General features: G+C 57.1%; 12 protein-coding genes. All 12 read right to left on the reverse strand.

Translation table 11 applies throughout. From position 1 onward, the window contains the following. Position 1 precedes the first annotated feature (1 nt). A complete protein-coding gene (locus tag AC1Q67_RS03940) occupies positions 2-862 on the reverse strand; it encodes a class I SAM-dependent methyltransferase (RefSeq protein ID WP_492235130.1) in 861 nt (286 codons plus the stop codon). A 38-nt stretch (positions 863-900) separates the two neighbouring features. Further along, on the reverse strand, positions 901-2,145 hold the full coding sequence (locus AC1Q67_RS03945) for a glycosyltransferase (RefSeq protein WP_492235129.1): 1,245 nt from the start codon (positions 2,143-2,145) through the stop codon (positions 901-903). Next, positions 2,142-3,290 (reverse strand): non-hydrolyzing UDP-N-acetylglucosamine 2-epimerase, encoded by a 1,149-nt coding sequence (gene wecB / locus AC1Q67_RS03950; RefSeq protein ID WP_492235128.1) that lies wholly within the window; start codon positions 3,288-3,290, stop codon positions 2,142-2,144. The genes AC1Q67_RS03945 and wecB overlap by 4 nt, the downstream gene beginning before the upstream one ends. Further along, entirely contained in the window at positions 3,287-4,681 is a 1,395-nt protein-coding gene (locus AC1Q67_RS03955; protein ID WP_492235127.1) for a capsular polysaccharide export protein, LipB/KpsS family, read from the reverse strand. The genes wecB and AC1Q67_RS03955 overlap by 4 nt, the downstream gene beginning before the upstream one ends. A gap of 87 nt (positions 4,682-4,768) precedes the next feature. After that, positions 4,769-5,992, reverse strand: a complete 1,224-nt coding sequence (locus AC1Q67_RS03960; protein WP_492235126.1) for a polysaccharide pyruvyl transferase family protein — start codon at positions 5,990-5,992, stop codon at positions 4,769-4,771. Next, positions 5,982-6,803, reverse strand: a complete 822-nt coding sequence (locus AC1Q67_RS03965; protein ID WP_492235125.1) for an SDR family oxidoreductase — start codon at positions 6,801-6,803, stop codon at positions 5,982-5,984. Before AC1Q67_RS03965 ends, AC1Q67_RS03960 begins: the two co-directional genes overlap by 11 nt. 5 nt (positions 6,804-6,808) lie before the next feature. Continuing rightward, positions 6,809-7,846: a nucleotidyltransferase family protein gene (locus tag AC1Q67_RS03970; RefSeq protein ID WP_024578053.1), complete on the reverse strand. Its 1,038-nt coding sequence runs from the start codon at positions 7,844-7,846 to the stop codon at positions 6,809-6,811. A gap of 8 nt (positions 7,847-7,854) precedes the next feature. After that, positions 7,855-9,021, reverse strand: coding sequence for a UDP-N-acetylglucosamine 2-epimerase (gene neuC / locus AC1Q67_RS03975; protein WP_492235124.1), 1,167 nt, complete (start codon positions 9,019-9,021; stop codon positions 7,855-7,857). Then, the gene (gene neuB / locus AC1Q67_RS03980; RefSeq protein ID WP_492235123.1) at positions 9,018-10,022 is read right to left on the reverse strand and encodes an N-acetylneuraminate synthase; all 1,005 of its coding nucleotides are present in this window, start codon (positions 10,020-10,022) and stop codon (positions 9,018-9,020) included. The genes neuC and neuB overlap by 4 nt, the downstream gene beginning before the upstream one ends. Next, positions 10,019-10,639, reverse strand: a complete 621-nt coding sequence (locus AC1Q67_RS03985) for an acetyltransferase (RefSeq protein WP_492235122.1) — start codon at positions 10,637-10,639, stop codon at positions 10,019-10,021. The genes neuB and AC1Q67_RS03985 overlap by 4 nt, the downstream gene beginning before the upstream one ends. After that, entirely contained in the window at positions 10,636-11,796 is a 1,161-nt protein-coding gene (locus AC1Q67_RS03990; RefSeq protein WP_492235121.1) for a LegC family aminotransferase, read from the reverse strand. The genes AC1Q67_RS03985 and AC1Q67_RS03990 overlap by 4 nt, the downstream gene beginning before the upstream one ends. A gap of 10 nt (positions 11,797-11,806) precedes the next feature. After that, entirely contained in the window at positions 11,807-12,808 is a 1,002-nt protein-coding gene (locus AC1Q67_RS03995; protein WP_492235120.1) for an NAD-dependent 4,6-dehydratase LegB, read from the reverse strand. Between the last annotated feature and the right edge of the window lie 182 nt (positions 12,809-12,990).

Raw genomic sequence — 12,990 nt, forward strand, 5'->3', positions numbered from 1 at the left:
TTCAACGCAGACCTGCCCAAGACAGAATCTGCTTCGCAACCCGATGTAGCAGGAGCTTTGGCCGGCCAATCAGCGAGTATCGCAAGGCTTTTGTACGATAGCCAAGGCGAATGAGCTGCGGATAAACTTTGGGAAGCTGTCCCTCCCCTCGACGAGCAGCAATATAGATGCTCCCCGATTTTTTCCGGGAGAGAACAATCTCATAGCCCGCCCTTGCCAGAGCATAGCGCATGGAGCCGGCCGTCGGGAGAAAGCTGTGCGCATAACCCGGAAGACCTGGGTCCTCGGGCGCGAGGAAATTCGAAATAACAATACACAGCAGCCCACCCCGGTTCAGGGAGGACTTGAGGCGCTCCAGAAATTCGCCGGGGTTCGTAATGAAGTAGATTGCGTGAGAAACATGGATGATATCAAATTTTCCATCGATCTCGGCGGCTTCGATTTGCCCGATTTCGGATCGTATCCCGATCCGTTCATGAAAGCGCTTGAGCGCCGGATCTGCATCAATGCCGCGCGCATCCCAACCGCGATCGGAGAAGTACTTTACTGTTTCGCCCAGACCACAAGCAATGTCGATGAACCGGCCGGGCCGGCCCGCATGCATGGGCGCAAACATACCGAAAGTGCGCGCCGCATTTTTCTGGCTGGCCGCCCTCCGGCCTGCCCAGGCAGCCTCACTCTGCGCATCGCTGTCGAACCCGTCCTGCCGGTCGCGATTCCAGAAAAAGGAAAGTAGATCTGACGACGGCTGGAAGGCCGGGTAGCCATTCCCGCATGTCTTGCACAGGGACCACGCATAGGCGCGGTTATCCCCACGTTCCAGCCGCCACTGCCGAACGGCTGGATCGGCTGTCCAGCGCATCGGCCAGTTCCCCTTCGATCCACACAAAGGGCAAGCGCTCATGGCAGCGCTCCCGCACGCTGTCGGGCAACTTCGACCGTCGAGCGGCAGAGGGCATCAAACATCGGTGCGACATTCGCAATATCGTAACGAGACGCGTTCTGTCCAGGCGCCTGCCTTGAGACGCCAATCTTTCGCTGCGAGCGGGCCGCAGCGATTTCATCACGCAACAGGTCAGCTACGTCCGCAACTGGAGCCGTTGGCGAAACCGACCTTCCGCCACATTGACCCATAATGCGAGCAGCTGCGCCTGGCGGCACGATCCCCACGAGCCGTCTGCCGGCACCGATATAGTCCGCAAGTTTGCTTGGAAAGAACACGCTCTCACGCGCGGGCGCATCAATCGTCAGCAAGATGTCCGACGTTTTCATGAGACGAAGTGATTCCGCATACGACACGCTGCCACGGGCAATCAGTAGTCCTTCCGGCAGCGTTCTCCACTCTCCCGAGCGTCGCATCCGCTCTGGAATTCCGCCCACCAGTTCGACGCGCACATCAGCAAGCACGTCAGGGGTGTCGCAATAAATGCGAGCGAGCGCAGCAACTAACGGGCGGGGGCTGCGATGGCCATAGAAATTGCCGATGTATCGCAGGACGATCGGCCCCGACATTTCCATCTCTGCTTCACCGGCGTAAGCATCGGGATCGAATGCATGCGACAGAACCGACGATCGGTTCCGAAGAGATCGATCATACTTACGATAGACGAGATCGACGGTTTCATCGGATGTAAACACAGCGGCATCGGCGCGTTCCAGAACGCGCCGTTCGAGTATGCGATTTGCGAACTTCGAGAGCGGCTGGATGTTACGAAAGGGATTGTCGGACCACGGATCGCTGAAATGCGCGAGCCAAGGGATATTGAACGCTTGCTTCAGGCGAATCCCCAGAAGGTGATCGCTCATCGGCTCTCCGAAAGTGACGATCAAATCCGGTTTGCCTTGCCGTTCAACAATGCTGCAGATGGCGGCGTAAGCCAGATCGATCCACGCGCGGAACGCGTCCGGCATCGTGCCATAGAACGGAACGACCCTCATACCGAGCGAATGCAAAATCCCCTTCGCCTCACTCTTGAACGGTACAATGTGGTGCTCGACATGTTTGCCGAACCCCGCCTCATCCACTCTGTCGCCACCCGAAACCGCTGAAATCGATAGCCGACTGTGAGAAAGCAGCCTGCCGATCTGAATTGCCTGCGGATACAACATCGGCGGCAGGGCGTAGGAAATCGCCAATACTTTCATCGTGATGCGTCGAGTGCGTTGACGATCCGCTGCGAAGCATGGCCGTCACCGAATATGTCCAGCCGCTTGCAATCCGACGTTTTGTTAAGCGCTGCATCCACGGCATCAACAATCAGCCGCTGGTCGGTGCCGACGATCCAGACATCGGACTGACCTACAAGTTCGACGCGCTCAGTGGCCTCGCGCAGGATGACAAGCCGCTTTCCCAGCGACACAGCCTCCTCCTGAATGCCGCCCGAATCGCTGAGGACCAACCGTGCGCCCTTAAGCAGATAGGTAAAGGGAAAATAGTCGAGCGGTTCGATCAGAAAAATATTGGCGCACCCTGCCGTCCTGACAATGCGATCGACGGGGCCTGTGACCTCGGGATTGGGGTGAACGGGGAAAACGAATTTGAGATTCGGATATCGTTTGGCAAGCGCCACAATCACCTTGCAAATCGACTCAATGCCCTCACCAAAGTTCTCGCGACGGTGCGCCGTGACGACAACAACATTCTTCGCTTGATCTCCGGTTGACAAGAACGTCAATCCACGCGCGACAAGTTCGCGGATAACGGCTTCATTTCTTCCAGCATCCTCATCGAGGATTCTCGCAGCTTGCAAAAGCGCATCGATACCGGTGTTACCTGTTACTGTGATCAGCTCCGGAGAAATACCTTCTGCAATCAAGTTCAAACGGCTGCGCTCGGTGGGTGCAAAGTGCGCTGTCGCCAGAGCCGAATTGAGACGGCGGTTGATTTCCTCAGGCCAGGGAGAGTAGCGGTCGCCGGTCCGAAGTCCTGCTTCAACATGCGCAACGGGAATTTTCTGGTAGAACGCCGCGAGCGCCGCCGTGAAACTTGTCGTGGTGTCGCCCTGAACCACGACCCAGTCTGGTTCCCTGTCTTTCAGCGGGACTTCGATCGCCTTGAGTATATTCGTCGTGATCTCGGTAAGGGTCTGACCAGGACGCATAACATCCAGATCGACGTCCGCTTCGATGCCGAACGCATTCAGCATGTCGCGCGCCAGCGATTTATGCTGTCCCGTGTTGCACACCGTCACGTCGACATACCCGGTCGCCCGGCAGCACAAAATCAGCGGCGCAAGCTTGATAGCCTCTGGCCGCGTCCCCAGGGCAATGAATACTCTCATTTTTTTCATGATGACTGATTGCCGAGGGCGCCCCGCCGGTCATCCATCATATCAAGCCGTTTGATGTGATCCAGCACGGCACCTATCATGCGCCTGACATTCTCTGCACGGTTGCCATAATATCCGGGCTCATCTGCAGGCCGAAAAACGCATTCGTAACGAACGCTGTGAATTTCAGCGAGAGTTGATGCGATTTTCTGGTCGTCCGGCGGCGACGAGGCGCTCGCTGCAATTCTGGATGGAAGTTCATCGATCGAACAGACACCGCCAAGATAGTCCGCGATAAAGCACCCTCCGAGCACAAGAGCAGGACGTCCAAGAAGAAACGCTTCCAGCGTCGCACTTCCCGTAACAGAAATCGTTACCTTGGCTTTCTTGATCAGCTCGATCGATGACATCGTTGCGTGGGCGATGTGAACGCCGGCCTTCTGACGCAACGCACGGTAAAACGATGTGGGCCGGATACCGAGCGAGGCCCTGTGCTCCTTCACAACCAGTGTCCAGTCGCTCGGCATGGCAAAGCGAATTGCATCTATCGCCCGCATCTGATCGACGTAGTAAGGGGCCGGCGTGTTGATCGAGGACTCCGGCGTGACCTGTAGCGGATAGTAGATAAACCTGGGTGGTAGTTCTGTCAGCTCCTTCGAGTCATAATTCAGCCCGTTGAGATAACCACGCATCGACCGAAACCCTTCGACAATACCTGGAAACGTGTATTTCAGACTTGTCAGGAACAATTCGCTCTCAAACAGCCGCGGGTTCTTCCAAGTGCGAGAGACAAATCCCCACGCGCGCTTGGGCAGCGATTTCCGGCCGATCGGCAACAAATCTTCTCCGGTCGCCAAAAACATGTCGGGCGCAAAAGCAGGACCGGGCTTGGCCCGAAACGCCGCGATCGTCTTTGCAGCCCATTCCCTGCCCTCCGGGACGATCTGACGATAATCCGGAATCTGTTCCTGCACATCGCGGCTGAAATATATGCCACCCAGATGCCGCAGATCGGTCGGGATCAACACCGGAATGTTCAGCTCCTGCGCGAGCGAAACCAGCACCTTGCCATCGAATGTCTCGATATGGGCCATCAGAAGATGCGTTGGCTTCAAGCGAAGCAGAAAGTCCTTATAAATTCGATAGATCTGTACGGCGAGCATCAACTGCTCCGCCGCCGGCCGATGCTTGAAGACCTTCTTTTCAGCTTCGATATCAGTGAAGATATTTCCGCGATAGCCTGCGAGCTCAACCTCATTCGGCATGCTCAAACTGGCGCGGCTTTGCTCATACTCGAGGCAAAGAATGTGCTCCGCGTCGAGGACTTCGGAAACGACGTCAAGATGGTGGGACGTCGGCAGCAGCATCGCCCATTGCACGTGGGACGCTTCAGTTTTTGCGACTTCGATCATATGCCGATACGAAATTGCATACGTTCCATAGCCGTGCACGGCAATCAGTGGTGTGCGGTCAGTCATTCTTCCAACTCTTCGGCGAGGCTATGGTCGCGCCGGCTGCAACACAGCAAGACGGGCAGCCAATAGCGAAAAATTTGCTTCGGCAGCCTCTTCGCATTTGGCAAGCAACGCAGGATCAATGCGGCTGGCTATCGCTTGATCGATGGCATTCACAACAGCGTCAGCCGAGATTTTGTCGAGATTAACCACAGGCATTTCGAAGAACCCGCAGATCGCGTCGATCTTGTTATCGACCGCGACGCCGACAAAAGGCCTTTCGAAAATCGCGGACAAAACATGTCCATGGAACCGCATGCCACAATGAACACTGATCTCCGAGAACACATCAAAGATCTCGGTCATGTTCGCTGCATCCAAGACCACATGCCGGATCTGATTCCGATACTCAGGCGATACATCTTCACCAAGCTGTTTCAAAGCGCTGTGATCCAGCCGAGTTTTCGAATCTTCATGGCTGTGATGGAACGCCATGAGCACCACCTGCCATCCGCGAACGAGAACGGTCTCAAGCACATCGCGCATGACTGCGGAAATGCGATCACCCGCCTCCGGGTGCAAAAGCGCTGGCGAATACACCGAGATGCCGACAACCGGCACCCCCATCGAAGACGATACTTCCCCCAGGCCCCGAAGACCACCAGCCATTGTGAACACGAGGTCGGAGGTCAACATAACGCGGTGCCCCGCCCGCGCCCTAGTGCACTCAGCCAGCGCGGCTGCGTCCCGAACCGCGAATACGTCTGACAGCCAAATAATATACCTCAGCAAAAATCTGCCCATTGCCGAACGCAGCGTTGCCACGCCGACTCCAAGCGCCGCTATTCGCACACCCATAAGCCGCGCCAGCAGACAAACCAATAACGTCATCGCAAGTGGAACAACCGACGACCGTTCGTGGAAGACCGTCCCCCCTCCGAAGACAAACCAGTCGCATTGTCTTAGATGCCGGCGATAGGCCGCGAGCGTGGAAACAAGGCGCCGGACTTTGGATTTCGTTTGATCCGATGCGATCCTGTCGATTCCCGTCAATTCGACCGGAACCGCTGCCCCCTTCAATAGCGCGACATCGCCCTCATTACGGATCACAAAACGCGGGGCCGGACTAATGCGGCAAATGCCTTCGATCGTTGCGCGCAACAGCAGATCGTCGCCGAGATTCCCCTGCCCGTAATATCCAGAAAGGAAAAAAGTCAGAGACTTTTGCGGCAATTGGGGAGAATGCAGCTGCCTCTGGTCACCAGGCACTCAGTCCACCATCGACGACTATGTTCTGCCCCGTAATGTAGCTGGATGCATCTGACGCAAGAAACAGCAGCGCTGACACCATCTCATCGCTATCAGCCATGCGGCCCATTGGAACGCGCGCGCTATACTTGTTCCTGAATTCGTCATTCTGTCCGCTCGAAACACCGCCGGGCGTAATCGCGTTGACGCGAATGTTATGCGCGGCCCAGTGTGTCGAGAGATAGCGCGTCAATCCGAGCAATCCGGCTTTCGATGCCGCATAGACAGCCGGCGTGTTAATCTCGCGTCCAAGGTAATGCGAGCCTTCATAGATGCGCTTGTCCGCGCCGAGAATACCGTAAATCGACGAGGTATTGATGATGCTGCCGCCACGCCCTTGCGAAATCATCTGGCGCCCGATCGCCTGCGACACCAGAAACGCACCGTCCAGATTGACTGACATCACCTCGCGCCAGGTGTCCAGCGACACATCTTCGAAGGGCGCGAAGAAGCCGGCGAGATCAGACGATTTTGTTGCTGCGTTATTGTGAAGAATATCCACACCACCGAAGGTGCCAATCACCTTCTTCGACATTTCGATCACAGAGTCGCGCTCTGCGATATTACAGCCGACACCAATAGCCCCGGCGCCATAATTAGCCGAAAGCCGCGCAGCCAGCGCGGCCGCACTCGCTTCATCAACATCGATGACAGCAACCTTGGCGCCAAACTCCGCCAAACCCGCGCAGAATTTCTGACCGAGAATACCAGCACCGCCGGTCACGATAGCGACTTTTCCGGCAAGATTGAATTTGTCGCGGAAAGCAGTCATTTGGCTCACTCAAAATCCCGATTGGCACGCTCGTAATCAGAAAAGCGGCCAATATCGAGCCAGTACTCGTGAATGGGAAATGTACAAACGCCGCGCTTGCGATCAATGAGGCTCTGCAGCAGGTTCGGCATATCGATTGCCTGGCCCCTCTGCATCTCCGAAATCACATCGGCTTCGACAACATAAATGCCGGCGCTGACAAAGCACTTCTGAAGCGGTTTCTCCACGATCTCCTGGACATCGTAGCCCTCAAATTTAACCACGCCGAACGGCACCTGATAAGCAAACTCCCGGCTGCAAATCGTCGCCGCGACACCGTGCTCCTTGTGAAACTTGAGCAGGTCGAGATAGTTGACCCGAGAAAGCAGATCGCCATTCATCACGATTACCGGGAGGTCGCCGACATCGTCCATCAGACTCAGACTGCCTGCTGTGCCGAGCGGCTTCTCCTCGTCGATGTAACGTATAGTGACGTTCCAGTTCTCGCCCGAACCAAAATGGTTCTTGATGACTTCAGGCATGTAGTGGACCGACACATAGAATTTGTGAAATCCCAGACTGATGAAGCTCTCGATAATTGATTGCAGGATTGGCCTCCCGCCGACATCAAGCATCGGCTTCGGACAGCTATCCGTCAGAGGACGCAAGCGGGTTCCGAATCCGCCAGCCAGCAACAGGACCCAATTGTCATGGCGCTGTTCCGACACCGCGGCATCGAGCATTTCGATGCCGACGACACGGCCCAGATCGTCCACGACGGGTATCTGCATCACACGATACTGATTCATCAGTGCGACGGCTTTTTTTCGATCCAACGGATGTGTCACCGTGCGCGGATGCGGATTCATCACACCCGCGATGCTTTCCGTCAGCGCCTTGTGACCGATGATCGCGCGGCGAACGTCTCCATCCGTCACGGTCCCCAGCAGCTTTCCATCAGCGTCGACCACCAGCGCGATGCGTGCGCCGCCCTGATCGATCGTCTGGATAGCTGCCTCGATCGAGGCGTCCGGCCCAATCAGCAAGTTTTTCCAGTCCACCATCTTTGCCTTCAAGCCTTCGGAATGTCGTAAAACGATTTCGTATGCAGCTTGCCGAGATCCGCCGCCTTGAGAACCCTAATAATCTCTGGCGTCGCGCCTCCGCTGCCATAGGGATTCGATGCTGATGCCACCACGCGTTGAAACTCCGCACTGAACAGGTGTGCCAAAGCCTCGCCAATGGACCGCCTGTCCGGCGCACAATCGATCACGCTGGCACTGCGCAGCCGGCCCTGTTGCCGAGAGCCGATATTGATCGTCCCGATGTGGAAACTGGGCGCCTCCAGCAACCCGCTCGACGAATTGCCGATAACGCCCCTCACAAATCTCAGGCAGGAAAAGTAAAGCTGTGAACCGAGCGAGGGAAAGCAGATGCTCCGGGTGGGGTTGCGGGCGACGAAAGCCCTGATCTGTTCGTTGACCGCTCGTCCGCCAGCATCCGCGTTCGCTAATGTGAACACCACTCTTAAATCGCGTTCGATTTCCAGGGCAGCGAGCATTTCCTCACACTCAAGGCCCGTGTCATCCGCTCCCGCCGTGGATGGATGGACCGTGGCGAGCAGCGTTCGGTTATCGATAACAAAGTTCAACCGGCGCTCGACCTCGCCGCGGTCAAGCAATGACAGGCGCGACATCGCGTCAACACCCAATCCGCCCACCAGAAATACCCGATCGGGACTCTCTCCCATCTGGATAACGCGAGTCCTGTATGGCTCGGCCGCCACGAAATGTAACGAAGCCATTTTCGTGATGGCATGGCGAAAACTGTCGTCGCTGGAACCTTCGGTGATTTCTCCGCCGTGCAGATGCGCAACAGGAATCCCGAGTATGACCGAGCTGAACGCCGCGGACAGCGCTTCGTAACGATCGCCAAGAATAACGACGATGTCCGGCTTTAGCTCTTCGAGAGCATCCGAAACCCCGATCAGAGCTCTGCCCGCGGCCCTCGCGACATCGACAGCAGCATCGGACGCCCCGAGAATATCAATCTTCCTTGCAATCGGAATTCCGGCGCCCTCGATCTCTCTCACGCTCATGCCGAAATCCGCCGCAAGGTGGGACCCGGAAACGATGAGCTGCAACTCAAGCTGCTTGTCCAACATCACCGCGCGGATGAGGGGCTGCAGCAGGCCGAAATCCGACCGCGCCCCGGTAAAAATGCAAACCCGGCGGGTCACAGCTCGATAGGCTCGTCTTCTGCGAAATCCCGGCATGCGATGCGGCCGACCACATGGTCCCACAGCATGGGAGACAAACCTCGTTCTGCTCGCTTCGGAATAAGGTTGTCAGGTCCAAAAACCTCCCCTGCCCTGATCGGCCGCGCGGCCACAAGCGATCGCCGCGCCACCGCCCGATTGGGAAGTTCGCTCGCGGTAGGCGTCTTGCGGCCGCTTCCCATCGCAAGCTCAATATGGCGGATCGATTGGACGAGCGAGGTCAACTCGTCAGGCTCGAGACTTGCCTTGTGGTCAGGGCCAGGCAAACTTCGATCCAGCGTGAAATGCTTCTCGATCACAGTGGCACCGAGGGCGACCGCCGCACAGGCGATTTCGATTCCAGTCGTGTGATCCGAATACCCTACCTGCATATCAAATGCGCGGCGCAGAGTATCGATGGCACGCAGGTTCACATCATGCCAGGGCGTCGGGTAATCGGTGTTACAATGCAGCAGTGTGATGTCCTGCCTTTTGGCACCGGCTTGCTCAAGAGCATGGACCGACGCTTCGATCTCGCCCAGCGTCGCCATGCCGGTCGACAGAATAATCGGTAATTTCAGCGCAGCGATGTGCCGCAGGAGCGGCAGATTGGTAAGATCACCGGACGAGATCTTGATCAAAGGCACCTTGATCGACGCCAGGAAGTCCGCACTTTCCGCATCAAACGGCGTCGACAGGAAAATGATGTTCTGCGCCGAGCAATATTGCGATAAGTCACGAAATACATCGTCACCGAGGCTGAGAGCGGCCAGCATATCGTGCTGGCTTTGATCGGATCCGGTTTGCGCCTTTTGATACTGCGCCTTCTGGGCACTACGGGTCACAAGCAGATCAGGACGGAAGGTCTGAAACTTGACCGCGTCCGCGCCGGCTCGCACAGCAGCATCGATCAGCGCGCGGGCACGCATCTTATCACCGTTATGATTGACGCCGGCTTCAACGATAATGAACGTCGGTTTCATGCGGACCGCTTCATGAAAGTCTCCGCCGCGCAGTCTGACATCACGACACATCCCGCACCGATGATCGAACCCGGTCCAATCGAAACGCCATGCGATATGATTGCACCCGCACCAAGAAATGAGCAGGCACCGATGCGCACGCCGCCGCCGACCACAGCGCCGATCGCAACATGACAGTGATCGCCGATCTCGGCATCGTGCTCGATAATTGCACCGGTATTGACGATGCAATTGACTCCGACTCGCGCGCCCGCGTTTACAACGACCTGATGCATCACGACGCCGCCACGTCCAACCGACGCCCGCGGAGAAACACGCGCAGTGCTGGCAGATACATTCACCGGAACGATACCGTTAAGGACCAGCGTCTCGTAGAGCGTGACGCGAGCCTTGGGTCGCCCAATCTGCCCGACAGTGACAAGCACACCATCGCTTTCCTTCGCCAGCCTTACCAACTCGGCATCACTACCCAGCACAGGATAACCAAATACATCGCCGCCGAGCATGCTGGTATCCCGATCGACTAACCCGAAAACGCGAAGGCCAGCGCTTTCAATAACCTCAATACAGGATCGCGCATGCCCTCCGGCGCCGACAAGCAAAAGACCCTTGCTCATGAAATCAATCCCGCTCCGCTCGGGAGACTGATCACACGCTGCTCGATGTCTTCGGTTACCGTCAGCGGCATCCGTGGACAAGCCTCGAACATTGGCATGGTGCTCATCAGGCGCCAGACCGGACGCGCGGCATAACCGGCATCGTTCAATGCTTCGAGAACAACATCGCGCTCCGACGCATGTTGCGGGTCCAGCATGATCGATTGAAGCCAGTAGTTCGACTGTGTGCCAGCCGGCTCGCGAATGAGCCGCAAACCCGGGTTCTTTTCGAATGCTGCGGCATAAAGTTCGGTCAACCGGCGCTTGCGGGCGATGAACCCATCCAGTTGCTCGAGCTGAGCGCAGCCGAGAGCCGCATTGATATTCGGCAGGCGATAGTTGTAACCGACCATATCGTGCAGGAACTGCCAGCGGTGCGCAACACGCGCCGTCGTCGACAGGTGCTTGATCCGGCCCGCCAGCCCCGAATCGTTGGTCAGGATCGCTCCGCCACCGCCGGTCGTGATGGTCTTGTTGCCATTGAAACTCAGCGTTCCGACAGAACCCAATGTTCCCGCATGCCGCCCTTTGTCATAACTGCCTATGGCCTCAGCGGCATCTTCCACCACAGGAATACTGAAGCGGCGAGCGACCTCGTTAAGCGCATCCATATCGATCGGGTGACCGAAAATGTGGACCGGAAGGAGCGCGGAAATTCGAGCGCCAGTCAGCCGATTGCGGCAGATGCCTCCGGTGACCACGGCTATATCGGACAGATAGCGCGCTAGTGCATCGGGATCCACACCGAGCGTCGCAGAAGAGCTTTCAATAAAATGTGGCGTCGCGCCGCAGTAAACAATGGGATTGACCGTTCCGATGAACGTCAAAGCCGGAACCAGCACTTCACTGCCAGCATCCACGTCGACGGCCAGCAGAGCCGCATGCAGCGCCGCCGTTCCGTTTACAACCGCGATCGCGTGACGCGCGCCAGTATACTCGGCGAGTTGCTGCTCGAAGCGATCCACGAACCGTCCGACGGACGAAACCCAGCCGGTTTCGATGCACTCGCTGAGATATTTGATCTCCTGCCCCGCAAAGACCGGCTCATGCAGCGCAGCCGGCGATGGGCCCGCGACCTCGCGAACCGCCGCAACAATCTGATCGGAAAACAAACTCATTGATGCTCGATCAGATGTTGTAGGTGTCCGCTTTATAGCGGCGCTGGTTGTCGGGATTCATAAACCAGTCAATCGTTGTCTGCATGCCATTGCGTAATCCTTCTGCGCCCGAATTACGCGGCTGCCAGTCAAGCAGGCGGCGCGCCTTGTCGTTACTGGCAAGCAGCCGGAACACTTCGCTGGCTTCCGGCCGGATTCGGACCTCATCACGGCCGATGTTGATCTTGACGTTCATCAGCTCGGCAATGAGCTGCGCAGTCTCTCCGATGCTGATCTCGAATCCGGTGCCCAGATTCACGACTTCGCCGATACATCGATCAGAACGCAGCGCCGCGACGAAACCGGCTGCCGTGTCGCCCACGAAATTGAAATCACGTGTCGGACGCAGGTCACCCAGTTCAACGCGATCACGGCCAGCTGCAAGCTGCGTGATAATGGTTGGTATGACCGCACGCGCGGACTGCCGCGGTCCGAAGGTGTTGAACGGACGCACGATGGTAACCGGCGTCTGGAACGAGCGGTAGAACGAGAGCGCAATCTGGTCAGCGCTGATCTTGGTCGCGGAGTAAGGCGATTGAGCCTGAAGCGGATGCTCCTCATCGATTGGGACATAGCGCGCGGTCCCATAGACCTCGCTGGTCGAGGTGTGAATAACGCGGTCGACTTCCAGATCGCGCGCCGCTTGAAGAACATTCAACGTCCCGTTGACGTTCGTCTCCACGTAAGCCACAGGCGAATGATATGAAAACGGGATTGCGATGAGCGCAGCAAGGTGCAGAACGGCATCGCACCCCTTCATCGCGGCCTTGACGCCGAATGGATCGCGAACGTCTCCGGCAATGACCTCGAATTTGCCCTCGACGTCGGCATCGCACTCGTCGAGCCAACCCCACGAGTTGAAAGAGTTGTACTGAACGAATGCACGAACGTCGTACCCTTCCCGAACAAGCAGCTCGGTGAGGTGTGAGCCGATAAAACCATCGGCTCCGGTAACAAGGATGCGCGGGGGCATTGTGCTTTCTTGTGGGCCTGAGATCTTCCGATAACCGGGCTAGCCACGGCTACCGCAGTCCGGGTGAAACGCCCGGACAGGATACGAGCGACGCCACTCCGCTATGCGGGATGACGTTTGACCGCCGGAAGCTCAATAATCAGGCCTCTATCGGCAGTCTAACCTATTGAAAATAAACAATA

This window comes from Afipia sp. GW823-FHT06G09 (assembly GCF_058794875.1).

Excerpts from the sequence above, each read along its gene's own strand:
- wecB (WP_492235128.1), bottom strand. The coding sequence starts at position 3,290 with ATGAAAAAAATGAGAGTATTCATTGCCCTGGGGACGCGGCCAGAGGCT.
- neuB (WP_492235123.1), bottom strand. The coding sequence starts at position 10,022 with ATGAAACCGACGTTCATTATCGTTGAAGCCGGCGTCAATCATAACGGT.
- AC1Q67_RS03985 (WP_492235122.1), bottom strand. The coding sequence starts at position 10,639 with ATGAGCAAGGGTCTTTTGCTTGTCGGCGCCGGAGGGCATGCGCGATCC.
- AC1Q67_RS03995 (WP_492235120.1), bottom strand. The coding sequence starts at position 12,808 with ATGCCCCCGCGCATCCTTGTTACCGGAGCCGATGGTTTTATCGGCTCA.
- AC1Q67_RS03990 (WP_492235121.1), bottom strand. The coding sequence starts at position 11,796 with ATGAGTTTGTTTTCCGATCAGATTGTTGCGGCGGTTCGCGAGGTCGCG.
- AC1Q67_RS03945 (WP_492235129.1), bottom strand. The coding sequence starts at position 2,145 with ATGAAAGTATTGGCGATTTCCTACGCCCTGCCGCCGATGTTGTATCCG.
- AC1Q67_RS03955 (WP_492235127.1), bottom strand. The coding sequence starts at position 4,681 with ATGATCGAAGTCGCAAAAACTGAAGCGTCCCACGTGCAATGGGCGATG.
- AC1Q67_RS03940 (WP_492235130.1), bottom strand. The coding sequence starts at position 862 with ATGCGCTGGACAGCCGATCCAGCCGTTCGGCAGTGGCGGCTGGAACGT.
- AC1Q67_RS03965 (WP_492235125.1), bottom strand. The coding sequence starts at position 6,803 with ATGACTGCTTTCCGCGACAAATTCAATCTTGCCGGAAAAGTCGCTATC.
- AC1Q67_RS03970 (WP_024578053.1), bottom strand. The coding sequence starts at position 7,846 with ATGGTGGACTGGAAAAACTTGCTGATTGGGCCGGACGCCTCGATCGAG.